Origin of the sequence: Psychromarinibacter sediminicola, assembly GCF_029168335.1 — a bacterium.
Classification (GTDB): domain Bacteria; phylum Pseudomonadota; class Alphaproteobacteria; order Rhodobacterales; family Rhodobacteraceae; genus Psychromarinibacter; species Psychromarinibacter sediminicola.
In genome coordinates this window covers 30,314-52,209 of record NZ_JARGYC010000009.1, presented here as the reverse complement: position 1 = coordinate 52,209, position 21,896 = coordinate 30,314, and the positions used below count along the sequence as shown (strand labels likewise).

Annotated in this window: 29 protein-coding genes and 1 pseudogene; 12 read left to right on the top strand and 18 right to left on the bottom strand. The window is 67.3% G+C overall.

The window, feature by feature from the left end:
* Nucleotides 1-600, top strand: a complete 600-nt coding sequence (locus P1J78_RS05285; protein WP_275566281.1) for a TadE/TadG family type IV pilus assembly protein — start codon at nt 1-3, stop codon at nt 598-600.
* Nucleotides 601-765: 165 nt separating this feature from the next.
* On the opposite strand, the gene P1J78_RS05280 is transcribed toward P1J78_RS05285, so the two are convergent.
* The 4 genes from P1J78_RS05280 to P1J78_RS05265 all read right to left on the bottom strand — a co-directional run bounded on the left by P1J78_RS05280 (nt 766) and on the right by P1J78_RS05265 (nt 3,041).
* Nucleotides 766-1,239, bottom strand: a complete 474-nt coding sequence (locus P1J78_RS05280; protein ID WP_275566280.1) for a hypothetical protein — start codon at nt 1,237-1,239, stop codon at nt 766-768.
* 16 nt (nt 1,240-1,255) lie between these two features.
* Nucleotides 1,256-1,801, bottom strand: a complete 546-nt coding sequence (gene phaR / locus P1J78_RS05275; RefSeq protein ID WP_275566279.1) for a polyhydroxyalkanoate synthesis repressor PhaR — start codon at nt 1,799-1,801, stop codon at nt 1,256-1,258.
* A gap of 141 nt (nt 1,802-1,942) precedes the next feature.
* Nucleotides 1,943-2,404, bottom strand: coding sequence for a phasin family protein (locus P1J78_RS05270; RefSeq protein WP_275566278.1), 462 nt, complete (start codon nt 2,402-2,404; stop codon nt 1,943-1,945).
* A gap of 277 nt (nt 2,405-2,681) precedes the next feature.
* Nucleotides 2,682-3,041: a phasin, PhaP gene (locus P1J78_RS05265; protein ID WP_275566277.1), complete on the bottom strand. Its 360-nt coding sequence runs from the start codon at nt 3,039-3,041 to the stop codon at nt 2,682-2,684.
* Nucleotides 3,042-3,126: 85 nt separating this feature from the next.
* On the opposite strand from P1J78_RS05265, the gene P1J78_RS05260 reads away from it, so the two are divergent.
* Nucleotides 3,127-3,735: a hypothetical protein gene (locus P1J78_RS05260; protein WP_275566276.1), complete on the top strand. Its 609-nt coding sequence runs from the start codon at nt 3,127-3,129 to the stop codon at nt 3,733-3,735.
* Here P1J78_RS05260 and phaC read toward each other — a convergent pair.
* Nucleotides 3,693-5,501, bottom strand: coding sequence for a class I poly(R)-hydroxyalkanoic acid synthase (gene phaC, locus P1J78_RS05255; protein WP_275566275.1), 1,809 nt, complete (start codon nt 5,499-5,501; stop codon nt 3,693-3,695). The two genes, P1J78_RS05260 and phaC, sit on opposite strands and share 43 nt — an antisense overlap.
* Nucleotides 5,502-5,602: 101 nt before the next feature.
* On the opposite strand from phaC, the pseudogene phaZ reads away from it, so the two are divergent.
* A pseudogene (phaZ, locus tag P1J78_RS05250) lies at nt 5,603-6,830 on the top strand (polyhydroxyalkanoate depolymerase); the annotation flags it as partial.
* A 189-nt stretch (nt 6,831-7,019) separates the two neighbouring features.
* Here the strand turns inward: phaZ and P1J78_RS05245 are convergent.
* The 4 genes from P1J78_RS05245 to P1J78_RS05230 form a co-directional block, all read right to left on the bottom strand.
* On the bottom strand, nt 7,020-7,760 hold the full coding sequence (locus P1J78_RS05245) for an alpha/beta fold hydrolase (protein WP_275566274.1): 741 nt from the start codon (nt 7,758-7,760) through the stop codon (nt 7,020-7,022).
* Nucleotides 7,761-7,822: 62 nt separating this feature from the next.
* A complete protein-coding gene (locus tag P1J78_RS05240; protein ID WP_275566273.1) occupies nt 7,823-8,503 on the bottom strand; it encodes a hypothetical protein in 681 nt (226 codons plus the stop codon).
* Nucleotides 8,500-8,928, bottom strand: coding sequence for a VOC family protein (locus P1J78_RS05235; protein ID WP_275566272.1), 429 nt, complete (start codon nt 8,926-8,928; stop codon nt 8,500-8,502). The genes P1J78_RS05240 and P1J78_RS05235 overlap by 4 nt, the downstream gene beginning before the upstream one ends.
* 2 nt (nt 8,929-8,930) lie before the next feature.
* Complete coding sequence (locus P1J78_RS05230; protein WP_275566271.1) at nt 8,931-9,683, bottom strand: alpha/beta hydrolase; 753 nt, start codon at nt 9,681-9,683, stop codon at nt 8,931-8,933.
* 163 nt (nt 9,684-9,846) lie between these two features.
* Here P1J78_RS05230 and thrS point away from each other — a divergent pair, with 163 nt between their 5' ends.
* Nucleotides 9,847-11,799 (top strand): threonine--tRNA ligase, encoded by a 1,953-nt coding sequence (gene thrS, locus P1J78_RS05225; RefSeq protein ID WP_275566270.1) that lies wholly within the window; start codon nt 9,847-9,849, stop codon nt 11,797-11,799.
* 84 nt (nt 11,800-11,883) lie between these two features.
* Here thrS and P1J78_RS05220 read toward each other — a convergent pair whose 3' ends face one another.
* Nucleotides 11,884-12,525, bottom strand: a complete 642-nt coding sequence (locus tag P1J78_RS05220; protein ID WP_275566269.1) for an NrsF family protein — start codon at nt 12,523-12,525, stop codon at nt 11,884-11,886.
* Complete coding sequence (locus P1J78_RS05215; protein WP_275566268.1) at nt 12,522-13,082, bottom strand: sigma-70 family RNA polymerase sigma factor; 561 nt, start codon at nt 13,080-13,082, stop codon at nt 12,522-12,524. Before P1J78_RS05215 ends, P1J78_RS05220 begins: the two co-directional genes overlap by 4 nt.
* Nucleotides 13,083-13,247: 165 nt before the next feature.
* On the opposite strand from P1J78_RS05215, the gene P1J78_RS05210 reads away from it, so the two are divergent.
* The 4 genes from P1J78_RS05210 to P1J78_RS05195 all read left to right on the top strand — a co-directional run bounded on the left by P1J78_RS05210 (nt 13,248) and on the right by P1J78_RS05195 (nt 15,830).
* Nucleotides 13,248-13,568 carry a BufA1 family periplasmic bufferin-type metallophore gene (locus tag P1J78_RS05210; protein WP_275566267.1) on the top strand — a complete coding sequence of 107 codons (321 nt, stop codon included), beginning with the start codon at nt 13,248-13,250 and terminating at the stop codon, nt 13,566-13,568.
* A gap of 77 nt (nt 13,569-13,645) precedes the next feature.
* On the top strand, nt 13,646-14,503 hold the full coding sequence (gene bufB / locus P1J78_RS05205; RefSeq protein WP_275566266.1) for an MNIO family bufferin maturase: 858 nt from the start codon (nt 13,646-13,648) through the stop codon (nt 14,501-14,503).
* Nucleotides 14,500-15,261 carry an HvfC/BufC N-terminal domain-containing protein gene (locus P1J78_RS05200; RefSeq protein WP_275566265.1) on the top strand — a complete coding sequence of 254 codons (762 nt, stop codon included), beginning with the start codon at nt 14,500-14,502 and terminating at the stop codon, nt 15,259-15,261. Before bufB ends, P1J78_RS05200 begins: the two co-directional genes overlap by 4 nt.
* Nucleotides 15,258-15,830 (top strand): DoxX family protein, encoded by a 573-nt coding sequence (locus P1J78_RS05195; protein ID WP_275566264.1) that lies wholly within the window; start codon nt 15,258-15,260, stop codon nt 15,828-15,830. The genes P1J78_RS05200 and P1J78_RS05195 overlap by 4 nt, the downstream gene beginning before the upstream one ends.
* A 1-nt stretch (nt 15,831) precedes the next feature.
* Here the strand turns inward: P1J78_RS05195 and P1J78_RS05190 are convergent, their stop codons facing one another.
* Nucleotides 15,832-16,161, bottom strand: coding sequence for an ArsC/Spx/MgsR family protein (locus P1J78_RS05190; protein WP_275566263.1), 330 nt, complete (start codon nt 16,159-16,161; stop codon nt 15,832-15,834).
* A gap of 215 nt (nt 16,162-16,376) precedes the next feature.
* Between P1J78_RS05190 and P1J78_RS05185 the strand changes: the two genes are divergently transcribed.
* Nucleotides 16,377-16,583 (top strand): cold-shock protein, encoded by a 207-nt coding sequence (locus P1J78_RS05185; RefSeq protein WP_275566262.1) that lies wholly within the window; start codon nt 16,377-16,379, stop codon nt 16,581-16,583.
* A 55-nt stretch (nt 16,584-16,638) separates the two neighbouring features.
* On the opposite strand, the gene P1J78_RS05180 is transcribed toward P1J78_RS05185, so the two are convergent.
* The 5 genes from P1J78_RS05180 to P1J78_RS05160 form a co-directional block, all read right to left on the bottom strand.
* Nucleotides 16,639-16,929 carry a hypothetical protein gene (locus P1J78_RS05180; RefSeq protein WP_275566261.1) on the bottom strand — a complete coding sequence of 97 codons (291 nt, stop codon included), beginning with the start codon at nt 16,927-16,929 and terminating at the stop codon, nt 16,639-16,641.
* 157 nt (nt 16,930-17,086) lie between these two features.
* Nucleotides 17,087-17,395, bottom strand: coding sequence for a hypothetical protein (locus tag P1J78_RS05175; RefSeq protein ID WP_309568097.1), 309 nt, complete (start codon nt 17,393-17,395; stop codon nt 17,087-17,089).
* Between the two features lie 216 nt (nt 17,396-17,611).
* Entirely contained in the window at nt 17,612-18,016 is a 405-nt protein-coding gene (locus P1J78_RS05170; RefSeq protein ID WP_275566260.1) for a hypothetical protein, read from the bottom strand.
* 154 nt (nt 18,017-18,170) lie between these two features.
* Complete coding sequence (locus tag P1J78_RS05165; protein WP_275566259.1) at nt 18,171-18,344, bottom strand: hypothetical protein; 174 nt, start codon at nt 18,342-18,344, stop codon at nt 18,171-18,173.
* Nucleotides 18,345-18,473: 129 nt separating this feature from the next.
* Nucleotides 18,474-18,743 carry a BolA family protein gene (locus P1J78_RS05160; RefSeq protein ID WP_275566258.1) on the bottom strand — a complete coding sequence of 90 codons (270 nt, stop codon included), beginning with the start codon at nt 18,741-18,743 and terminating at the stop codon, nt 18,474-18,476.
* Nucleotides 18,744-18,819: 76 nt separating this feature from the next.
* Here P1J78_RS05160 and P1J78_RS05155 point away from each other — a divergent pair, with 76 nt between their 5' ends.
* Both P1J78_RS05155 and P1J78_RS05150 read left to right on the top strand, forming a co-directional pair.
* Nucleotides 18,820-19,452, top strand: a complete 633-nt coding sequence (locus tag P1J78_RS05155) for a DnaJ domain-containing protein (protein ID WP_275566257.1) — start codon at nt 18,820-18,822, stop codon at nt 19,450-19,452.
* A gap of 155 nt (nt 19,453-19,607) precedes the next feature.
* Nucleotides 19,608-20,087, top strand: coding sequence for a GFA family protein (locus tag P1J78_RS05150; protein ID WP_275566256.1), 480 nt, complete (start codon nt 19,608-19,610; stop codon nt 20,085-20,087).
* A gap of 48 nt (nt 20,088-20,135) precedes the next feature.
* On the opposite strand, the gene msrB is transcribed toward P1J78_RS05150, so the two are convergent.
* Nucleotides 20,136-20,642 (bottom strand): peptide-methionine (R)-S-oxide reductase MsrB, encoded by a 507-nt coding sequence (gene msrB / locus P1J78_RS05145; RefSeq protein ID WP_275566255.1) that lies wholly within the window; start codon nt 20,640-20,642, stop codon nt 20,136-20,138.
* 199 nt (nt 20,643-20,841) lie between these two features.
* Between msrB and cobS the strand changes: the two genes are divergently transcribed.
* Entirely contained in the window at nt 20,842-21,828 is a 987-nt protein-coding gene (gene cobS / locus P1J78_RS05140; RefSeq protein WP_275566254.1) for a cobaltochelatase subunit CobS, read from the top strand.
* The last annotated feature ends 68 nt before the right edge of the window (nt 21,829-21,896 follow it).

The window sequence follows — 21,896 nt, the reverse complement described above, 5'->3', positions numbered from 1 at the left end:
ATGAATGTCCTGCGCACAGCCCGACGCCTCATCGGCCGCTTCCGGCGCTCGGAGCGCGGCAGCTATTCGGTCGAGACCGTCCTGATCTTTCCGCTGCTGATCTTCGCCTATGCCGGGCTGATGACCTTCTTCGACGGGTTCCGCACGCTGAACATGAACTTGCGCGCCTCCTACACCATCGCCGACATGCTCTCACGCGAGACGAACCGCATCGACATGACCTATGCCAACGGGCTGAACAGCATGCTGACGCTGCTGACCCGGTCGGGCAAGCCCACCCTGCTGCGGGTCTCGCAGGTGAGCTACGACGCGGACAATGACGAGCTGGGGCTGTCCTGGTCCGTCGTCTCGGGTGGCTCGGGCAACTACATCGTGCCGCTGACGCAGGACACGCTGGACACCATCGAGGACCAGATCCCGATCATGGCCGACGGCGACGTCAACCTGGTGATCGAGACCTATTCGGCCTTCGAGCCGTTCATGACCTGGCACGGGTTCGATGCGTTCTACTTCGAGAACCTCGTCGTGACCCGCCCGCGCTTTGCGCCGCATCTGTGCCTCGAAGACGGGGTCGCGACGCAGTCCTATCCCTGCGGCTGACCCGGTTTCCACGCCTCCCGCAGGGCGGCCCGCGCGCCCCGACGGACCGCGTCCGGCACGCCCGACCGAGGCGCCTCGCGAAGCATGGACACCCTTGGTCCAGTTAGCGCTATCTATAATGATGTCAGGTAGTTAACATAGCGTCCAACCTTGGACACCCCATTATCAGCCCCGTTCCCGAAGCCGCAGCGCGATCATGTCGGCCATGAACTTCCCCTGCCCGGCCGGCGTCACGCCGCCCACCCCGACCCGTCGGCCGAAGCGCCACCACAGGCCCGGCTGCCAGGCCCGCTCTCCCGGCTCCGTCAGCCGCACCAGGAACCCGTTCGACGGCTTGAAGGCGAAGGCCCCCCGCTCCACCGCGGCGATCCGGTCCATCCGGCACAGCTCCCGCCCGGTCCCGTCGCGCAGGCCGTCCTCGGTCAGCTCGATCCAGGTCTCCGTCGCCCGCCGGATCAGCTCGGCCATCACCAGCGCCGCCAGCCCGAGCCCCAGCAGGAACAGCTGCACCAGCAGCGCCGCCGCCGGGGTCGAAAAGGCCAGCCACAGCAGCAGCCCGCCCAGCACCAGCAGCATCGCGACCGCGATCCATCTGCGCCCCTGCGAGGGCGCCAGCGTGGCGATGATCTCGTCGGACATCTGCGGCCGGCCCGGCCTAGCTCATCTTCGACAGCTTCGCCTGCAGATCGGCCAGCTGCTTCTTGATCTCGTCGAGGTCCTCGGCGGTCGCCTCCTCCGCGCCGCCCTCGCCCATCTTGCCGCCGGCGCCCTTCCAGTTGCCGGTCATCGCCTTCAGGAACGCTTCCTGCTGCGCCTGCATCGCCTCGAAGCCCGGCATCGCGGCCATCGGGTTCGAGAAGTTCTCCATCATCTTCGACTGCCCGTCGCGCAGCATCTCGAAGCTCATCTGAAGGAACTGCGGCACCACCGACTGCACGCCCGTCGTGTACGAGCGCACCAGATCCGTGAGCACGTTGATCGGCAGCACGTTCTCGCCGTGGCTTTCGTGATCGGCAATGATCTGAAGCAGATACTGCCGGGTCAGGTCGTCGCCGCTCTTCAGGTCGATGATCTGTACCTCGCGCCCGTCCCTGATGAACTGCGCGATATCGTCGAGCGTGACATAGTCGCTGGTTTCGGTGTTGTAGAGCCGGCGGCTGGCGTAGCGCTTGATCAGCAGCGGAGCGTCGTTATCGGCCAATGCGGTGCCTCCCCATTTGGCAGTGCAGCGAAAGCCTACGGCCTCGCAGCATAAAAGAAAAGGGGCGGGCTGATCGCCCGCCCAGTCCGGCGTGCCGGCAGGGAGGAACCCGGCTTACGCCTCAATCTTGTAACCGGCGCCTTACTTGGCGGCGGCGGTCGCCTTCTTGGCGGCCGAGGTCATCTCGGCGGTCGCTTTCTTGACGGCGGCGGTCGCGTCCTCGGACATGTCCTTGCCGGCGGCCAGCAGCAGTTCGACGGTTTCCATCTGAACCTTCTTCGCGACTTCGGCGAAGGCGGCCATGGTCTCGGCGGACATCTCGGCTTGCGAGGACGCGAAGTCGGTCATCGCTTTGGTGTACTCGGCCGGGTCGTCCTTGACGGCGGTCATGTTGCCGATCTTGGACAGGGTGTCCTTCGTCCACTTGGTGGAGATCTCGGTCGACTTGTCGGCGGCTTCCAGAGCGACCTTCGACAGCTTGTCGTTCAGCGTCGCCTGCGTCTTGAAGGCGTCCTGCATCGCGGTCATGTCGACCGGGAACGCGCCCATCATGTCTTTCATCATCTTGGTGTAGTCGGCGTTGGTCTTGGTGGCAGTGGCCATTGGTCTCTCCTTTCGGGATCGGGGGTGATCCGTGCGTTCGTTACGTCAGGGAATATGCATGCTGCGCCGCGGCATTTCAAGAGGGATATGCTGCACTGCAGCAAAAAATTCTCTCCTCGAAAATCAGGGGCTTATGCCGAAATCCGCGTCCACCTGCGGCAGTTTGCCCATGCAGCGCACGGGCGAAACCGCGCCGGAGGACCGTCACCGGGGCCGAGACGGGCGGCCCGTTCGGACCGCCCTGCCCCCCGTGACGGGAGCGTTTCCTCGCCCCGGCCTACCTGAACCAGGCCGGCATCGCCGCGCTCGTCATCGCGGCGGCGGTCTTCTGTATGGTCGACGCCGCGGTGTCGCTCCAGGTCGTGCCGGCTTCGAGCAGCACGTCCATCGCCTGCGCCTGCGCGGTGCGGGTGATCTCGGTCAGCGCGGCGACATGCTCGGTCGTGGTCGCGCCCTGCGCGGCGGCGAATTCGCTCAGCGCCCGGGTATAGTCCGCCGGGTCGTCCTTGGCCGCGACGGCTGTGCCGACATTGGCCAACGTCTCTTTCGTCCACTTGCCGGACTGGTCGTTGGAGTGAAGCGCGGTCTGCAGCGCGACATGCGCCAGCTTCTCGCCGACGACGGCCGAGTCCTTCATCGGCGCGAAGACGGCCGCGAGGTCGAAGGCGTCAGGCGCGGCGACGGGCGCGGGCGGCGTGCCGCTCGCCACGGCGGAGGGGCCGGTGACCGCCGGCTTCGCCGGCGCGCTGGTGGTCTTGGTGGACCCGGAGGTGGTCGGCGCCGTCGCGCCGGTGGTCTTGCCCGTCTCCTCGGCGGTCTTCGCCGGCTGGGCGGGCGCTGCGGCCGCCGGCTTGCTGGGGGCGGCCGTCGGCTTGCTGGCGGCGGCCGTCGGCTTGCTGGCGGCCGCGCCGGACTTTGCGGGCGCTGCGGTCGGCTTCGCGGTCTCGGCCTTCGCGTCCGACGTCGCCGCCTCGGTCTTCGCGTCTGCGGTCGCGGGATTGGCCGCCCCCGTTTCCGCGCTCGCAGTGGTCGCGCTCGCCGCTTTCGGGCTCGCAGGGGTCGTGCTCGCCGCCTTCGGGCTCGCAGTCTTCGCGCCCGCGGTCTTCGGGCCTTCGGACTTCGGGCTTTCGGTCTTGGTCGTGCCGGTCTTGGTGGTGGAAGTGGTTGCTTTCGCCATGGATCGGTTCCCTGGTTGCGGGCAGATCGGCTGCCCTTGCGTCACCACCGGGGTACATCGCTGCGCCGCAGCAAATCAACCTCAAATGTCGCCGCGTCGCAGAGACTCCCGTCAGCCGGCAGGTTCCAGCGCACTCGTCTTCGCCAGCACGTAGGTGCCCGGCGCGTCACAAAGCGGCGGATGGTTTGAATCGCCCGGAGTCCGGGCGGGCACCAGCTTGCCCGAGCGCTTGCGCAGCCACTCCTCCCAGCGCGGCCACCAGGAGCCTTCGTGGAATTCCGCCCCCTCCAGCCAGGCGTCGGGCTCCAGCGTCGTGTCGGCGTTGACGTAATGCCCGTATTTCTTCTTGGACGGCGGGTTCACGATGCCGGCGATGTGGCCCGATTCGGAGACGATGAAGGATTTCGACCGGCTGCCCATCTGCCGCACGCCGTTGTAGCAGGACTTCCACGCCGCGATGTGATCCGTCTCGCAGGCGATCGACATCAGCGGCACCCGCACGTCCTTGATCGACAGCGTCTCGCCCATCAGCTCCAGTTCGCCCTTCGCGAAAAGGTTGTCCTGGCACAGCCAGCGCAGATACTCCGTGCACATCCGCGCCGGCAGGTTCGACCCGTCGCCGTTCCAGTACAGAAGGTCGAAGGCCGGCGGCGCCTCGCCCATCATGTAGCTGCGGATGGCGGGCTGATAGACGAGGTCGTTGGAGCGCAAAAACGAGAAGGTCCGCGCCATGATCCGCGAATCGAGATAGCCCTGCGCCTTCATCTCGGCTTCCAGCGAATCCACGAAATCGTCGGTCAGGAAGGGCGTGAACTCGCCCTGGTCGGTGAAGTCCGTCAGCGCGGTGAAGAAGGTGGCCGAGCGGATCGACTTGTCCTTCTTCTTGTGCAGATAGGACAGCGCCAGCGACAGCGTGGTGCCGGCGATGCAGTAGCCCACGACGTTGATCTGTTCCTGCCCGGTCAGCTCCTTGACCTGCTCCATCGCGGTCAGGAGCCCGTCCTCGATGTAGGTGTCGATCCCGACATCGGCATAGGTTTCGTCGGGGTTCACCCAGCTGACGATGAACAGCGTGTAGCCCTGGTCGACGATCCAGCGGATCAGCGAATTCTGGGGCTTCAGATCCATGATGTAATATTTGTTGATCCAGGGCGGGAAGACGATCAGCGGCGTCTCGCGCACCTCGTCGGTGGTCGGCGAATACTGGATCAGCTCGAACATGCGGTTGCGATAGACGACCTTGCCCGGCGCGGTGGCGATGTTGCCGCCCACCTTGAACGCCTCCTTGTCCGCAAGGGTCACGTTCAGGCTGCCGCCCGATTCCTCGATGTCGCGCACCAGATTCTCCAGCCCGTCCACCAGGCTCTGCCCGTTCGTCTCCACCGCCTTCTGCAGCGCCTCGGGGTTGGTGGCCAGAAAGTTCGTCGGGCTGAACAGGTCGATGATCTGGCGGCTGAAATAGTCGATCCGGCGGCGTTCGCGGTCGTCCAGCCCCTCGATCCCGCCGATCATGTCGCGCATCGCCTCGGCGTTTAGCATGTATTGCTGCTTGAGGAAGTTGAAATAGGGATGCGTCTGCCACAGCGGATCGGCAAAGCGCTTGTCGGTCGGCGTGGTGTCCTCCGGCGCCTCCAGTTTGCCCTGGGCCAGCTTCTGCTGCACCTCGGCGTAATGCTTCAGCGTCTTGCCCCAGTAGCTGACCTGCTGCTCCACCATCTTGGCCGGATTCGACATCATCTCGGCCATCCAGGCGGCGGCGGCCTTCATGTAGAGGTCCTGCCCCGGCCCCTGCAGCCCCGGATGCTCGGGCGACTTGTTCGCCATGGCGGCAACCAGACGTTGGGACAGCTCTTCCATCTTGGCCAGGTTGGCGTTCAGCGCCTCCAGATCCTGGCCCGCGTCACTTTCGTTGGTTGTCATTTTCACCGATCCGGTTATTTTGCGGGTGCAGCATATAGCGTCTCCGGTTTTGGGAGGGACTGCGACGTAAGGTCATGCTCAACAAGAAGGGGACCTGACACATGCGTTACTTGGCCACCTACGACCTGATGGAGACCATGCGCAACACCAACCAGTGGCTGGGTGCGACCGCCCTCGCCCTGGGATCCTACCCGATGGCGCGCGTTTTCCCCAATCCATTCTTCAACCTCGTGTCCGCCTGGGGCGAGGTGACCGAGCGAACCTTTGCGCGCATGGTCACCAAGCCCGACTGGGGCATCAGCTCCGTCGTGGGCGAGGACGGCAAGGATCACGTGGTTCAGATAGAGACGCTCGTCAAGCGTCCCTTCGGCGACCTGATCCATTTCCGCGTGCAGGGCCGCAAGGAGCGCAAGCGTCGCGTGCTGCTCGTGGCGCCGATGTCGGGGCACTACTCGACGCTGCTGCGCTCGACGGTGATGAGCCTTCTGCCCGACTGCGAGGTGTTCATCACCGACTGGCACAATGCCCGCGAGATCCCGGTCAGCGAGGGCAAGTTCGACATCGAGGACTACACCAAGTATCTCGTCGAATTCATGCGCGCGCTGGGCCATTCCACCCACGTGATCGCGGTGTGCCAGCCCGCGCCGCTCGCGCTGGCGGCGACGGCCTACCTGGCGGAGCACGACCCGGTGGCGCAGCCCCGCTCGCTGACCCTGATCGGCGGGCCGATCGACCCGGATGCCGCGGCGACGGACGTCACCGACTTCGGCCGCCGGGTAACCATGGGTCAGCTGGAGTGGCTGGCGATCCAGCATGTCGGTGTCACGCAACCCGGCGTCGGCCGGATGGTCTATCCTGGCCTCCTGCAGCTCGCCGGGTTCATGTCGATGAATGCCGAGCGCCATACCGAGGCATTCTACAACCAGATCCTGCGCGCGTCCAAGGGCGAGGCGTCCGAGCACGACAAGCACAACCGGTTCTACGACGAATACCTCGCGGTGATGGACATGACCGCGGAATTCTACCTTTCGACGGTCGAGCGCGTCTTCAAGGCCCGCGAGATCGCGAAGAACGAGTTCGTCATCGACGGGGTGCCGGTGGATATCGGCAAGATCACCGACGTGGCCGTGAAGATCGTCGAGGGCGAGAAGGACGACATCAGCGCGCCGGGCCAGTGCCTGGCCGCGCTCGACCTGCTGACCAACCTGCCCGACGACAAGAAGGCCGCGCATCTGGAGCCGGGCGCGGGCCATTACGGCATCTTCGCCGGCAAGTCCTGGCGCAACAACATCCGGCCGCTGGTGCTGGACTTCATCGACTCCAACGCGGCGCCCAGCGACGTGTCGTCCAAGCGCAAGTCCGAGAGCGAGAAGCGCGAAGAGGCGCGCGTCTCGGCGATGAAGGCCGAACCGTCCGCACGGGCGGATGACGACATCCCGGCGCCGGCAGAGCCCGAAAAGGCCGACGACACGCCCGCGCCCGACCTGAAGGCGGGCCCCGGCGACGCGGACGAGGCCGCTACGTCCAGTTCGGCGAAGCCGAGGCGCCGCGCCCCGCGGAAGTCGGCCACGAAAGCCAATTCCGCAGGATCGCAGACACGGCATTAGGGTTTTCCAGCGCCGGGAGATGCCCGGCGCCGGCCACCACCTCCAGCTTCGCCATCGGCATCAGGTGCGCCATGAACTCGTGGCGGCGCACCGGATAGAGCGTGTCGTCCTCGCCGCAGAGGATCAGCGTCGGCGTGCGGGCGCGGCGCAGCGTGCCTTGCTGGTCGGGCCGTTTCTGCAGCGCGCGGGACTGGCGGATATAGACTTCGGCGCCCAGATCCTGCGCCATCTCCTGCATCACCTGGTGGATGCCGTCGCGCTCCGGCCCGGCGGAAAGGTGGTCGGGCTTCAGCTCGTCATGCATCGCCTCGGCCAGCCGGCCGGCCCGCGCCGCGACGATCCGGGTCTCGCGGGCGGCGGCGACGGTCGGCATCTCGGACTGGCAGCTGGTGTCCATCAGCGCCAGGCGCGTCACCCGCTCGGGCGCCCGGCGGAGGATCTCGATGGCCACCATGCCGCCCAGGCCGTGGCCGCAGAGCGCGAAGGTCTCCGGCGCCGTGGCCAGCGTGTCCTGCGCCATCTCCTCGACGCTGCTGGCGTGCAGCGGGGCGGAGATGTGCAGCGCCGTGTCCCAGCTCAGCTCGACGATCTGCGGCAGGAACCCGCGGCTGTCGGCCATCATACCGGGGATGAGAACCAGCGGGTCGGTCATCGCTGAACCCGCCTATTGTTCGATATGTGAAATTCATACCGCAATTTCATCGCAAATCACCTTCAAACAGGTTGCGCATGTGTAAGCTCTGAGTCCGCCCGTCCGGGGATTTCCGGATAGGCGATGCCCCGGTAGGGCGGGAAGTCGGCATAGCGCGCGTGACGCTCCGGGTCCGGTACGCGCCCGGCGCCGGCGAGCTTGCCCTTGGGGGCGATATAGCTCGACACTACCCGCTCCGGTTCTTCGCGCCAGGTCAGGTTGAACGCGGCGTTGTTCGGGAAGAAGCACACCGCGTGGAACGCCAGGTGATCATAGAGCCACCACGCCAGGTCGCGCCAGTCCCGCCCGGCATTGTACTGCGCCGCGAACCACGGCACCGCGATCGAGACGGTGGCGCCCATCCGGCCCGCCGCGTCGCGCCGGTCCCAGATATGCCCCGCGCGGCTTACCTCGTTCGAGCTGCATTTCTGCGGCCGCACCTCGGTCGCGCCGAAATGGTTCAGCGCCGGCGAGCGATAGCCCGAGCGGATGTCGATGGGCCCGAAGGTCTCGACCAGCGGATCGAGCAGGTCCTCGGCCAGCCGCCGGCCGGCCGCGATCAGAAGGCCCGGGTCCTCCGGCACATTCGACCGCCCGTAGTGGTTGGCGATCTCCGAATACAGGAAGTTGCGCAGTTCGAAATGACGCGACAGGCGCACCCGCCCCAGCTTTTCCAGTCCGACATAGGAGCCGGGTGCCCTCACGCGCCTCTCCACTGAAACTCGCCCTTCGGCCCCAGCGGCGAGAACGGGTTATGCGCGATCTCCCAGACATGGCCGTCGAGATCCGCCGCGTAGGACGTATAGCCGCCCCAGAACACCTCGTGCGGCGCCTTGACGCCACGGCCGCCGGCCTCGACGAACCGCGCATAGAGCGCGTCCACCGCCTCGCGCGTGGGCAGGTTGTGCGCCAGCGTGATGCCGGAAAAGCCGCCGATCTCGTCCTCGGACAGCCCCATGTCGCGGGCCAGCCCGGCCTTGGAATACAGCCCCAGCGTCTGGCCGATCAGGTCGAACACGACGATGCCCTCGGTCGCGTCGGTCACCTCCCAGCCCAGGTTTTCGTAGAAGGCGCGCGCCGCATCCAGGTCGGCCGCCGCCAGCGTGATGAGACTGATCCGCTGGTCCATGGTCAATCCTTCGTCAAATCCAGCACGTCCACGATGGACCGCTCGATCAGCGCCAGGCAGTCCGGCGTGGAAAACCGGTGGTCGGCGCCCTTCACAAGCGTCAAGCGGATGTCGTCGCCTTCGGCATGATCCAGCAGTCGCAGCGCCACCGACCGATCCACGTCCTCGTCCGCCGTCCCCTGCAGCAGGCGCACGGGATACGGCAAGGGCAGCGCGTCGCGCAGCACCAGCTGCGACCGGCCCTCCTCGATCAGCCGGCGCGTGATGACATAGGGCTCGTCGGAGTAGTCGGACGGCTGTTCGACCCGCCCCTCGGCCTCCAGCGCCTGCCGCTGCGCCTCGTCGAAGCCGGCCCACATCGAATCCTCGGTGAAATCCGGCGCCGCGGCGATGCCGACGAGCCCGCGGACCTTGGCCTGCAACCGCCGCGACAGGATCAGCGCGATCCAGCCGCCCATCGACGAGCCGACCAGCACGACCGATCCCTCGACGGTGGCGTTGATGACCTGGAACGCATCCTCTGCCCAGTCGCCGATGCTGCCCTCCTCGAACGCCCCCGACGACTCGCCGTGGCCCGAATAGTCCAGCCGCAGGAACCCCTGGCCCCGCGCCTGCGCCCAGGCCTCCAGGTGCACCGCCTTGGTGCCGGCCATGTCCGAGCGGAAGCCGCCCAGGAACACCACGGTCGGCCCGCGCCCCTCGGTCAGGTGATAGGCGATGCGGCGGCCCTGCGGCGTGTCCAGATAGGATGGCATGCGATCCTCCGTTCCGGTCATGGACTAAACACGGACGCGCCCGGCACGGAAGGGATATCTTCGCGGGGCCGTGTTGACTTCGCTTGTCCGCCTATCCCATATGCCCGGACACATATACCCGCAACCGGGCGTTCCGTGGGCGCCAAACCGACGAGGAGCCGATATGGCCCAGATTTCCCTGACCTTGCCCGATGGCAACGCGCGCGACTACGACGCCGGCATCACGCCCGCCGCCGTGGCCGAGTCGATCTCCAAGAGCCTGTCGAAGAAGGCGATCAGCGCCACCGTGAACGGCGCGCATTACGACCTGCAGTGGCCCATCGAGGGCGACGCCGAGATCGCGATCCACACCCTGCAGGACGACAAGCAGGCGCTGGAGCTGATCCGCCACGACGCCGCGCACATCATGGCCCGCGCCGTTCAGGAGCTGTGGCCCGAGGTGAAGGTCACCATCGGCCCCGTCATCGACAACGGCTTCTACTACGACTTCGACCGCGAAGAGCCGTTCACGCCCGAGGATCTCGGCGCGATCGAGGCGAAGATGAAGGAAATCATCAACCGCCGCGACCCGGTCACCACCGAGGTCTGGGACCGCGACCGTGCCATCCGCTACTACGAGGCCAACAACGAGCCCTACAAGGTGGAGCTGGTCGAGGCGATCCCGGGCGATCAGCCCATCCGCATGTACTGGCACGGCCACTGGCAGGATCTCTGCCGCGGCCCGCATTTCCAGAACACCGGGCAGGTCCCGGCGGACGCCTTCAAGCTGATGCGCGTGGCCGGCGCCTACTGGCGCGGCGACGCCAGCCGGCAGCAGCTGCAGCGGATCTACGGCGTGGCCTTCAAGAACCGGAATGACCTGAAGGCGCATCTGACCTTCCTGGAGGAGGCGGAAAAGCGCGACCACCGGCGGCTGGGCCGCGAGATGAGCCTGTTCCACTTCCAGGAGGAAGCGCCCGGCATGGTCTTCTGGCATCCCGACGGCTGGACCGTCTATCGCCAGATGGAAGACTACATGCGCCGCAAGCTGACGAAGGCCGGGTACCGCGAGATCAGGACGCCGCAGGTGGTGGACCGCAAACTGTGGGAAGCAAGCGGGCACTGGGACAAGTACCGCGAGAACATGTTCATCACCGAGATCGACGAGGAGCATGCGAACGAGAAGCGCGCCAATGCCCTCAAGCCGATGAACTGCCCCTGCCACGTGCAGATCTTCAACCAGGGCATCAAGTCCTACCGCGACCTGCCGCTGCGGCTGGCCGAGTTCGGCTCGTGCCACCGCTACGAGCCGCACGGCGCGCTGCACGGGCTGATGCGGGTGCGCGGCTTTACCCAGGACGACGCGCATATCTTCTGCACCGAGGACCAGATCGAGAGCGAGTGCGCCAAGTTCATCGACCTCTTGTCGGGCATCTACCGCGACACCGGCTTTCCGAAGTTCGACATCAAGTTCTCCACCCGGCCCGAGGTACGGATCGGCACGGACGCGCAGTGGGACAAGGCCGAGCAGGCGCTGGAACAGGCGATCCTGTCGGTGCGCAACGACTATGAGGTGGACCCGGGCGAAGGCGCGTTCTACGGCCCGAAGCTGGACTTCAAGCTGACCGACGCGATCGGGCGGGAATGGCAGTGCGGCACGTTCCAGGCCGATTTCCAGCTGCCCGAACGGCTGGACGCGACCTATATCGGCGCGGACGGGGACAAGCACCGCCCGGTCATGCTGCACCGGGCGATCCTCGGCAGCTTCGAGCGGTTCATCGGCATCCTGATCGAGAACTACTCCGGCAAGCTGCCGTTCTGGCTGGCGCCGCGGCAGGTGGTCGTCGCCTCCATCGTGTCGGATGCCGACGACTACGTGCACGAGGTGGTGAACGCGCTCAAGGCGCGCGGCATCCGGGCCGAGGCCGACATCCGCAACGAGAAGATCAACTACAAGGTCCGCGAACACTCGGTCGCGAAGGTGCCGGTGATCCTCGCCTGCGGGATGAAGGAGGTCGCGGACCGCACCGTCTCGGTGCGGCGGCTGGGCGAGAAGCAGACCAAGGTCGAGGAGCTGGAGGCGATCACCGACGCGCTGGTGACCGAAGCCCTGGCGCCGGATCAGGCAGCCGCCTGACCGCTCAGGCCCCGCGCTTCGGGACGACCGGAGCGCGGGGCCGCGCGGGCGTCCGTCGCAGACGCTGCGCTCGGCCCCAAGGCCTCACCACCGCAGATACCTCTTCCCCGCCCAGGCCCCGAGCCCGGCGACGACCAGGATCGCGAGGCTGTACCACGTCGCGTAGAACAGCGGCGAATCCTCGGTGCAGAACAGCGAATAGGTGGTCGTCGCCAGCCCGCCGGCCGCCAATCCCGCCAGCGCCCCGCAGACGCGGGGATGCTCGGGGGCGCCGCGGCGCAGCGCATAGACCAGCCCGGCCAGGATCGGCATGGCCAGCACCGGGATCGTCGGCAGGCAGACCGGGATCGAGTGGCCGATGAACAGCGTCAGCCGTTCGCCCGGCGCGGCCGTCGCGAAGGCCCAGACGAACAGGGCGACCGCCGCCACCGGCACCGCAACTGCCAGCCACGCCGTCCAGCCCAGCGGCACCCCCGGGCGCGCGGCGTGCATCACCGCCGGCAGCAGCAGCGCGGCCAGACCCAGCGGAAGCACCGTCTTCATCAGCGTCACCGGCTCGGCCATATGCGCCGGCAGATCCGGCCGCAGGCCCAGCACCGCGAAGAACAGGGCAATCGCCACCACGCCGCCGGCCAGCACGCCCAGCCCCGCGCGCCGTTCCAGCGACGCGGCGGGGGCCGGAGCCGGCTCCGCTGCCAGTTTCGCGATCAACTCCTCGGTCTTCATTCCTTCGTCTCTTCCGTCATGTCTTCGGTCCCGGCCAGCTTGCGCAGCCGATTCATCGCGCGGTGATAGGCGACCCGCACCGCGCCTTCGCTCATTCCCAGGCGCGCGCCCACTTCGCCCGCGCTTTCGCCTTCGACCCCCACCGCCCGCACGATGCGGGCGGAGCGGTCGTCGATCTCGTCCAGCAACCGCCCGAGGTCGCGCGCGGCGGTCGGATCGCCGCCGCTGTCGTCGGCCAGCCGCTCGGCCACGTCGTCCAGCGGCACCTGCGCCCCGCCGCGCCCGCGGCTGCGGACCGCGTCGGCCGACTTGTAGCGCGCGATGGCGTAAAGCCACGGCGTCACCGGATCCGTCTCGCGCCAGGTATGGCGCTTGGCATGGACCGCAAGCAGCACCTCCTGGACGATATCCTCGACCCCGGTCTCGCTGCCCGACCGTCCCCGGACGATTGTGCGGATCACCGGCGCAGCCTCGCCCAGGAACCGGGCGTAGGCCTCGGCCTCCCCCCGGTTCGCGCGGCGAAGGAGGTCCCCCCAGCGCTCGTTGCGATCCGTCATTGTCCCTCCCTTCGGCGCGGCCCGCGCAAACGTTACAGCTTCCTGTCGATTTCGCGCGCTTTTTTCACCTGTCCGTGAACGACGTAACATTCGCCGCCCCGTCCCCGAACAGCCTAGCACGGACGCCACGACGGCGCTCCAGTGATCCAACTTCGGAGGACAGACATGAACTCGACGAACAAGACGCTCTTCGCCACCGCCATCGCCACGGCCGTGATGGGACTCGGCGTTGCGGGCACCGCGGCGGCGCAGGAGCAGGTGAAGTGCTACGGCGTGTCGCTCGCGGGCGAGAACGATTGCGCGGCCGGTCCCGGCACCACCTGCGCCGGCACCTCGAAGGTCGACTACCAGGGCAACTCCTGGACCCTGGTCGAGGAAGGCACCTGCGAGACCAGCTCGCCGGTCCTGGCCGAGGGCGGCGAGATGATGCTGCCGGGCGACCGCATGGGCTCGCTCGAGCCGCTGGACCGCGACCTGCCGTCCTGATCCGGAGCGCTCCGGACAATGCCGGGCGCGGCGCGCGTGCCGCGCCCGGACCTTCGCACGACAGACAGGGAGGCCCCATGCTCGACGCCCGGACCCCGCGGTTCGACCGGCTGCCCGACGCCCCCGGCGTGGGCTATAAGCTGCAGCATTTCGCCGCCATCCAGGCCGATGCCCGGCCCGTGGAATGGCTGGAAATCCATGCCGAGAACTATATGGGCGACGGCGGCCGCCCGCTGGCGCAGCTGCGCCACCTGGCCGAGCGCTTTCCCATCTCGGTCCACGGCGTGGGCCTCTCCATCGGCGGAGAGGGCCGGCTGGACCCCGACCACCTGGCGCGGCTGAGCCATCTCGTCGGCTGGCTGCACCCGGCGAGCTTTTCCGAGCATCTCGCCTGGTCCACCCACGACAGCCATTTCCTGAACGACCTGCTCCCCCTGCCCTACACCCAGGCCACGCTGGCCCGCGTCTGTTCCCATATCGACGAGGTGCAGGACGCGCTGGGCCGGCGCATGCTGCTGGAGAACCCGTCGACCTACCTTGCCTTCGTCGAGAGCGAGATGAGCGAGGTCGAGTTCCTGGGCGAGATCGCCCGGCGCACCGGCTGCGGCCTGCTTCTGGACGTGAACAACGTCTTCGTCTCGGCCACGAACCAGCAGACCGACCCCTATTCCTACATCGACGCCTTCCCGCACGCCCATGTCGGCGAGATCCATCTGGGCGGCCATGACGAGGATGCCGACGAGACCGGCGCGCCGCTTCTGATCGACAGCCACGGGCGCGAGGTGGTCGATCCGGTCTGGGCGCTCTATGCCCACACGATCGCGGTCGGCGGGCGCAAGCCGACGCTGATCGAATGGGATACCGACGTGCCCGACTGGCCGGTGCTGGCCGCCGAGGCGGAGCGCGCCGCCGCCGTGCTGGAGCCGGCGGGATGAGCGTGACGCAGACCGATTTCACGCGGGCCGTCTTCGACCCCGGGCAGGCCGTGCCGCCGGGCCTGACGAACCCCGACGGCGCCGCCGCCACCAAGCGGTTCGACGTCTACCGCAACAACGTCGCCGTCAGCCTGACCGAGGCGCTGGAGACGGCCTTCCCCCTCCTCCGCAAGCTTGTCGGATCGGACAACTTCCGCCGCCTCGCCGGCGCCTACCTGCGCGCGCATCCGCCCACCTCGCCGCTGATGATGCATTACGGCCAGGAGATGCCGCAGTTCCTGGAGAACTTCGGCCCGCTCCGCCGCCTCGGCTACCTGCCCGATGTCGCGCGGCTGGAGCTCGCCTTGCGCGGCTCCTACCACGCGGCCGACGCGACGCCCCTCGCGCCCGAAACGCTGCAAGACATGCCGGCCGACCGCCTGATGGCCGCCCGGCTCCGGTTGGCCCCCGCGGTGCGGCTCGTCCGCTCGCGCTGGCCGATCCACGGCATCTGGCGGTTCAACATGACAGACGACGCGCCGAAGCCCGAGAGCCGGGGCGAGAACGTGCTGATCACCCGGCCGGACTTCGACCCGGCGCCGCACCTGCTGCCCCCGGGGGGCGGCACCTTCGTGGCGGCGGTCCTGCAGGGCGAAAGCTTCGGCGCCGCCTACGAGGCGGCCGTCGCGCAGGTGGCCGAATTCGACCTGCCGGGCCTCTTGTCGCTGCTGCTCGGCGGGGGCGCCATCGCGGGACTTGACGAAGGAGACCAGGAATGAACCGGCTGATTTCGCTCCACAACGCGGCCTTCGGCCAGATCGAGCGGCTGGCCCCCGCCGTCCTGCCCACCCTCGCGCGGCTGATCTTTGCCGCGGTGCTGCTGGGCTATTACTGGTCGTCGGCGATGACCAAGCTGGGCGACGGGGTCTTCGGCTTCGTCAACCTCTCCTCCGGCGCCTACGTACAGATGTTCCCGAAGGCGATGGAGGCGGTCAGCTACAACCCCGCCGCGCTGGGCCTCGGCTACAAGCTGGTCGCGCTGGCCGGGACCTGGGCGGAATTCGTGCTGCCGCCGCTGATCGTCCTCGGCCTGTTCACCCGCCTTGCCGCGCTGGGCATGGTCGGCTTCGTCGCGGTCCAGAGCCTGACGGATATCTACGGCCACGGCGCCGACGCCGAGACCATCGGCATGTGGTTCGACCGCGTCCCCGACGCACATATCGTCGACCAGCGGGCGTTCTGGGTGTTCGTCCTGCTCTACCTGGTGTTCCGCGGCGGCGGGCCGGTTTCCGTCGACCGTTTCGTTCTGGACCGGCCGGAACCGGCGCCGCGCCCCGTCTCGGGCTGAGCTATCCCAGAAGCGCGGCCTGGACGTCGCGGCCCCAGCCCAGATAGAGCGTGCCGTCATCCGCCTCGATCACCGGCCGCTTCATCAGGGCGGGATGAGTCGCGATCAGATCCGGCGGCGCGCCGGCGCGCTCCGACTCGGACAGGCCGCGCCAGGTGGTCGACCTGCGGTTGAGCAGATCCGCGCCGAACTCTGCGTGGAAGCGTTCAAGTGTCGCCCGGTCGATCCCGTCGGTCCGAACGTCCACGAAGTCTGGCGCATAACCATCCGACACCAAAGCCTTTTTCGCTTTCCGGCAGGTGTCGCAGGTTGTCAGCCCGAAAAGGCGCATGGCGAATATCTCCGGCTGTCGAGGGCGGACGAAGCGGTTGCTGACACCAAGAATTCACTTGATTCACGGAGGGAATGGAACATCCTGTTGCCCGTGACAACAGACTTTCTTCGAAGACCGCTCCTGTCCGGAGCAGCCTCTGAGACTTGGAAGACCCTGGCTGCACCGACCCGTCGCAATTCCGCGGGCGGGAGACTGGGACAAGGAGAAGCGGAATGCCGACCGGCACCGTCAAATGGTTCAACACCACCAAGGGTTATGGCTTCATCGCGCCCGACGAGGGCGGCAAGGACGTGTTCGTGCATATCTCGGCCGTCGAACGCGCGGGGCTGACCGGCCTCGCCGACAACCAGAAGGTCGCCTACGAGCTGCGCGAGGGCCGCGACGGCCGCTCCTCGGCGGGCGATCTGAAGGCGATCTGAGCGCGCGCCGCCCACGCGCGGCGGATGGAAGCGGCCCTCTGCGGGGCCGCTTTCTCTAATTCTGGGACTTCTGCCAGTGGAAATCCTGGTAGCCGGTGCCGTTGCTGTGCAGGTAAACCCGCACGTCGTATCCGTTCCCCCAGTTTCTGTAGAGCCCGGGCGTGCCCACCGTCGGCATGTTGCGCGAGGTCGGCGTCAGCGTCTTCGGTCCCGTATAGGGAACCGGGTTCGGACAGGTGATCGTCACGTCGGCCCAACGGTTGGTACAGATGGCATTTGCGGCGGTGGCGGACGCGGCCATGACGGCAGCGGCCGCCAACAGGCGGCAGAAATGGTTGGTGATCATAGGCCCCCCTCATGATCTGGTATGGCAGCAGGATGCTAAGCGCAGGAAGCGTAACAGCGGGGGGCGCCGCGTCAAAGCACGGAGTGGAAACAGTTTGTTTCGGCACGCCGAAACGCCCCGCCGAAGCAGGGCGCCGGAGGCCGCGGCGAAAGACGCCTCAGTTGCCCGAGTAGCTCTTGTCGTAGGCGACGTAGCCGTCGCCATAGCCCTTGCCGGTCGACACGTAGGTGCCGGTCGGCCGGTAGCCCGGATGGTTGTAGTAGGTCTCGCTGGTGTTCGGCACGCCGCAGCAGATGACGCCGCCCACGGTGATCGGCTGCAGGCCGGCGGGGCAGTAGTTGGTGGTCGGATAGGGATGGACCAGCATCGGCGCCCCGGCGGGATGCATCGGCACGTCCGTCCAGGCCAGCGCCGGCGCGGCGGACAGCATGGCGCCCATGAGGGCGGCGGTCAGTTTGAAAGTCATCAATCAGCCTCCGAAAAGGATTTCACGGCCCCCAGGCGCATGCGCGAGAGGTATCACGCGGCTGTGGACAACTCCAAAAGCCCGTTTGGAAACGGATCGTTTCAGCGCGGCGTTGTGGCAGAAATGAATCGCTTCCCGGACCGGGCCGGCGCGTTGGCTGCCCGAGCGCGGGCGCGGACCGGTTCTCTCCCCTCGCCACGTCGGAAGACGCCCGGATTACATCGTGCCCTGGAAGGCACAGAAATGCCGCGTGGGCCCCGGGCCGAACGGATTGACGATCATCCAGACGCCGTCGTTCGGGCCGTCGAGAACCCAGCGGATGCGGAACCGGGTATTCGACGGCAGTTCGGTGACATCGGCGAATCCGTTGCGTCCGGTGAAGACATAGGTAACGCCCTGCCCCTGGATCTGACCGGCCGTCTGGATCTCCGTACCGGCGGGGAACAGCTCGCGGATGCCGCCGTCGCGACCGATGAGGGGGTCGAACGACTGGACGTAGTCGACGGCCAGGATCATCGGCGCGGCAAGCCCGTTCAAGTCGCAGGTGAGGCGGAGGGTGAGGTCCTGCGCCCGGCCGGCGGCGGGACACAGGAGCAGAGTCAGGACAAGAGCACGGAACATGGGAAAAGGCCTTCGATCAGGGAAACCGGGAATGGGTCGGGCAAGGCGGCCCCCGAGTTCAACAATCGAGGTGCGACAGGGCGCACATGCCCCGGCGACCGCGCGACGACGCCAGCCGCGTAGACGCGCCAGTGCTCGGCTCTGGACACTCGCCCTAGCGATAAAGGCCGGGATCCTTCTCGCGCTTCGCCTGCTTCTCGGCGGCGAGACGGCGGAGCGTATGCTCGATATCCTCGGCCCAGGCCGGCACGTGGGTCTCGTCGCGAGGCGTTTCGGGGGCGGGCTGTTCCACCCGCGCGCTGGTCTGATCCTTTCGGGGCTCGGTCATGTCATGTCCTCGACACAGGCAGCCGCGCCGCGCGGCCGCGCCCACAGGATGCACCTGCACGCGACGAACGGCAATGACGGCGATCAGCCATGACCGGCGGCACAGCCCCGAAACGCCGCCGCGCCGCCCCTACTGCGACGCCCCGCCCTCGATGTGCAGGGCCAGCGCATGGACCCGGTCCATCACCTCGGCGCCCAGGGCCGCATGCACCGCGCGGTGCCGCTCCAGCCGCGACATTGACGCAAACGCCGGCGCGCTTATATGGACCCGGAAATGGCTCTCTCCCCCCTCCCGGTAACCGGCGTGGCCGCGATGTTTTTCGCTTTCATCCTCGACACTTAGCGTGTCCGGCGCGAAGCTGTCGCGCAACCGTTGCTCGATCGTTTCAGTGAGAGACATTTTTTCGAGGCCCACCCCTTCCACACGGACGCAAATCCTATAGACTTCCGCGTCCGAGTAGCAAAGGCAGACCCAAATGGCGAATCCTGATCCGTTCGGCTTTGACCTCCGCGTGTCGTCCGACAAGAAGAAGCGGAACCGCGGCAAGCGTGGCATGTCCGGGGCCTTCGAGACCTCGCAGCGCGAATGCGAGCATCCGGGCTGCCGCGAGGCCGGTCAGTACCGTGCGCCGCGCTCGCCCGATCACCTGGACGAGTATCTGTGGTTCTGCAAGGAACACGTGCGCGAGTACAATCTGAAGTGGAACTTCTTCAACGGCACGACCGAGGAGGAGTTCCAGGAGCAGATCGACAACGACCGGGTCTGGGGCCGCTCGACCAAGCCGTTTTCCAAGTCGCCCGACGAACAGCGCGCCTGGGCGCGGCTGGGCATCGACGACCCGCACCAGGTGCTGGGCGAGAACGCCACGCGCAACCCCGGCAAGTCGGTCACCGGCACCCGCAAGCTGCCGCCGACCGAACGCCGCGCGCTGGATATCCTGGAGGCCAAGGATCACTGGACCAAGACCGAGATCCGCAAGGCCTACAAGTCGCTGATCAAGGTGCTGCACCCGGACATGAACGGCGGCGACCGGTCCGACGAGGATCGCCTGCAGGAAGTCGTCTGGGCCTGGGACCAGATCAAGGACAGCCGCAACTTCCAGGGCTGAGGCACCGCGCTTGGGCCGGTCCCGTCCCGGCCGCGCACCGGCCGCCTCCGACGTCTCCTCATCCGGTCCGCGATGGTCTAGGCTTGCCGCACTGACATGCGCGACTCGGGCCCCGTCCGGCGTCGCGCGGCGATCGTTGCGAGGGGAGCCCGACGATGGAAAGCGCCGAGGGCGGATGCCTGTGCGGAGAGCTGCGCTACCGCGTGCCGGCGACGCCGCTCTGGGTGACGGTGTGCTACTGCCGCTTCTGCCAGCGCGCGACCGGCGCGGCCGGCATGATCGAGCCGATCTACGAGCGCGACTCGTTTCGGGTCACCTCCGGCACGCCGTCGGTCTTCACCTTGCCGTCGGAGGGCAGCGGGCAGGACATCCACGTGCATTTCTGCGACCGCTGCGGCACCAAGATCGCGCTGACCTTCGCGCGCTGGCCCGATCGCGCAGGCATCTATTCCGGCACCCTCGACGATCCGGCGGCGCTGCCGGTGACGCCGGAGAACACCAAGCACATCTTCCTCGACGAGGCACGCCCCGGCACGCTGATCCCGCCGGGCTTCGCCACCTACCGCCGGCACGCGACTCTGACCGACGGCACGCCGGTGGCGCCGACGGTGTTCGATGCGCCGACCTGGCTGTAGCGCCGGACGCGGCGTCAGCGCGCGCCCCGGGCGGGTGCGGAGCGACCTCTACCCGCTCTCGGACGTCCCCTCGGCCGGCGTGAAGGTCAGCGCGATGCCGTTCAGGCAGTGGCGCTTGCCGGTCGGCTCCGGCCCGTCGTCGAAGATGTGGCCCAGATGCGAGCCGCAGCGGCGGCAATGCACCTCGGTTCGCGTGACGAACAGCTTGCGGTCGGGCTTGGTGCGCACCGCATCCTCGATCGGCGCCCAGAAGCTGGGCCAGCCGGTGCCGCTCTTGAACTTGGTGCCCGAGGGATAGACCGGCAGATCGCAGCCCTTGCAGTGGAACGTGCCCGCGCGGGTTTCGTCGTTCAGCGGGCTGGAGAAGGCCGGCTCGGTCCCCTCCTCGCGCAGCACCTCGTACTCGGCCTCGGTCAGCATGGCGCGCCATTCCTCTTCGGTGCGCTGCACGGTGACATAGGGCGCGTCGGTATCGGCGGCGCCGGCGGTCGGGCGCAGACCGGCCAGGGCGGCGGTCGCGGCCGCGGCGGCGAATGTGAAGTCTCTGCGTCTCATGACATCTCTCCTTTCCGGAATTGCATGTAGGGCAGACACGCGGGACGTGGCCGATCGGTGTCAGGAAATCGCGCAGGCGTGACCGCGACGGCGCCCCCCGGGCTGGCGTTGACCTTCCCGGCACAATCTTACATGAAGGCGCGCGGGCGGCCCGCTGCGCCGCCGCGAGAGGCACGAATTCCTGTTAACAGAGGTCGAGATGGCGGACGGAAACCTGGATGTGACGGCGAAACCGACCGAAGAGGTCGATGTCCGCGACGTGTTCGGCATCGACACCGACATGAAGGTCAAGGGCTTCGCCGACGGCAGCGAGCGGGTGCCGGACCTGGATTCCACCTACAAGTTCGACCCCGACACGACGCTGGCGATCCTCGCCGCGTTCAGCCGCAACCGCCGGCTGATCATCCAGGGCTATCACGGCACCGGCAAGTCGACCCATATCGAACAGGTCGCCGCCCGGCTGAACTGGCCCTGCGTGCGGGTGAACCTCGACAGCCATATCAGCCGGATCGACCTGATCGGCAAGGACGCGATCAAGCTGAAGGACGGCAAGCAGGTCACGGTGTTCCAGGAGGGCATTCTGCCCTGGGCGCTGCGCAACCCCACCGCCATCGTGTTCGACGAATACGACGCCGGCCGCGCCGACGTGATGTTCGTGATCCAGCGGGTGCTGGAGCATGACGGCAAGCTGACGCTTCTGGACCAGAACGAGGTGATCACGCCGCACCCGTTCTTCCGCCTGTTCGCCACGGCCAACACCGTGGGTCTTGGCGACACGACGGGCCTGTATCACGGGGTGCAGCAGATCAACCAGGCGCAGATGGACCGCTGGTCGCTGGTCTGTACCCTGAACTACCTGTCCCACGATGCCGAGACGGCCATCGTCCTGGCCAAGAACCCGCATTACAACACCGAGAAGGGCCGCAAGCAGGTCAGCCAGATGGTGACCGTCGCGGACCTGACCCGCACCGCCTTCATGAACGGCGAGCTGTCGACCGTGATGAGCCCGCGGACGGTGATCAACTGGGCGCAGAACGCCGAGATCTTCCGCAATATCGGCTACGCCTTCCGGGTGACCTTCCTGAACAAGTGCGACGAGCTGGAGCGCGAAACGGTCGCGGAATTCTTCCAGCGCTGCTTCGACGAGGAACTACCCGAAAGCGCCGCCTCCATCGCGATCGACTAGGCGCGCCGTCCCGGCCGTCGCACGGGCGGACAGGGCGCGTTTGCGTATTTCGAACGAGAAGAAGCCCG

Bases quoted from the DNA above. Each gene is read 5' to 3' on its own strand.
- P1J78_RS05220 (WP_275566269.1), bottom strand. From the start codon at position 12,525: ATGAAGACCGAGGAGTTGATCGCGAAACTGGCAGCGGAGCCGGCTCCG.
- P1J78_RS05285 (WP_275566281.1), top strand. From the start codon at position 1: ATGAATGTCCTGCGCACAGCCCGACGCCTCATCGGCCGCTTCCGGCGC.
- P1J78_RS05150 (WP_275566256.1), top strand. From the start codon at position 19,608: ATGGAAAGCGCCGAGGGCGGATGCCTGTGCGGAGAGCTGCGCTACCGC.
- P1J78_RS05195 (WP_275566264.1), top strand. From the start codon at position 15,258: ATGAACCGGCTGATTTCGCTCCACAACGCGGCCTTCGGCCAGATCGAG.
- thrS (WP_275566270.1), top strand. From the start codon at position 9,847: ATGGCCCAGATTTCCCTGACCTTGCCCGATGGCAACGCGCGCGACTAC.
- P1J78_RS05185 (WP_275566262.1), top strand. From the start codon at position 16,377: ATGCCGACCGGCACCGTCAAATGGTTCAACACCACCAAGGGTTATGGC.
- P1J78_RS05235 (WP_275566272.1), bottom strand. From the start codon at position 8,928: ATGGACCAGCGGATCAGTCTCATCACGCTGGCGGCGGCCGACCTGGAT.
- P1J78_RS05180 (WP_275566261.1), bottom strand. From the start codon at position 16,929: ATGATCACCAACCATTTCTGCCGCCTGTTGGCGGCCGCTGCCGTCATG.
- P1J78_RS05215 (WP_275566268.1), bottom strand. From the start codon at position 13,082: ATGACGGATCGCAACGAGCGCTGGGGGGACCTCCTTCGCCGCGCGAAC.
- P1J78_RS05270 (WP_275566278.1), bottom strand. From the start codon at position 2,404: ATGGCCACTGCCACCAAGACCAACGCCGACTACACCAAGATGATGAAA.
- P1J78_RS05165 (WP_275566259.1), bottom strand. From the start codon at position 18,344: ATGACCGAGCCCCGAAAGGATCAGACCAGCGCGCGGGTGGAACAGCCC.
- P1J78_RS05245 (WP_275566274.1), bottom strand. From the start codon at position 7,760: ATGACCGACCCGCTGGTTCTCATCCCCGGTATGATGGCCGACAGCCGC.
- P1J78_RS05280 (WP_275566280.1), bottom strand. From the start codon at position 1,239: ATGTCCGACGAGATCATCGCCACGCTGGCGCCCTCGCAGGGGCGCAGA.
- phaC (WP_275566275.1), bottom strand. From the start codon at position 5,501: ATGACAACCAACGAAAGTGACGCGGGCCAGGATCTGGAGGCGCTGAAC.
- P1J78_RS05230 (WP_275566271.1), bottom strand. From the start codon at position 9,683: ATGCCATCCTATCTGGACACGCCGCAGGGCCGCCGCATCGCCTATCAC.
- P1J78_RS05200 (WP_275566265.1), top strand. From the start codon at position 14,500: ATGAGCGTGACGCAGACCGATTTCACGCGGGCCGTCTTCGACCCCGGG.
- P1J78_RS05170 (WP_275566260.1), bottom strand. From the start codon at position 18,016: ATGTTCCGTGCTCTTGTCCTGACTCTGCTCCTGTGTCCCGCCGCCGGC.
- cobS (WP_275566254.1), top strand. From the start codon at position 20,842: ATGGCGGACGGAAACCTGGATGTGACGGCGAAACCGACCGAAGAGGTC.
- P1J78_RS05160 (WP_275566258.1), bottom strand. From the start codon at position 18,743: ATGTCTCTCACTGAAACGATCGAGCAACGGTTGCGCGACAGCTTCGCG.
- P1J78_RS05190 (WP_275566263.1), bottom strand. From the start codon at position 16,161: ATGCGCCTTTTCGGGCTGACAACCTGCGACACCTGCCGGAAAGCGAAA.
- bufB (WP_275566266.1), top strand. From the start codon at position 13,646: ATGCTCGACGCCCGGACCCCGCGGTTCGACCGGCTGCCCGACGCCCCC.
- P1J78_RS05155 (WP_275566257.1), top strand. From the start codon at position 18,820: ATGGCGAATCCTGATCCGTTCGGCTTTGACCTCCGCGTGTCGTCCGAC.
- P1J78_RS05210 (WP_275566267.1), top strand. From the start codon at position 13,248: ATGAACTCGACGAACAAGACGCTCTTCGCCACCGCCATCGCCACGGCC.
- P1J78_RS05265 (WP_275566277.1), bottom strand. From the start codon at position 3,041: ATGAAGGACTCGGCCGTCGTCGGCGAGAAGCTGGCGCATGTCGCGCTG.
- P1J78_RS05175 (WP_309568097.1), bottom strand. From the start codon at position 17,395: ATGACTTTCAAACTGACCGCCGCCCTCATGGGCGCCATGCTGTCCGCC.
- msrB (WP_275566255.1), bottom strand. From the start codon at position 20,642: ATGAGACGCAGAGACTTCACATTCGCCGCCGCGGCCGCGACCGCCGCC.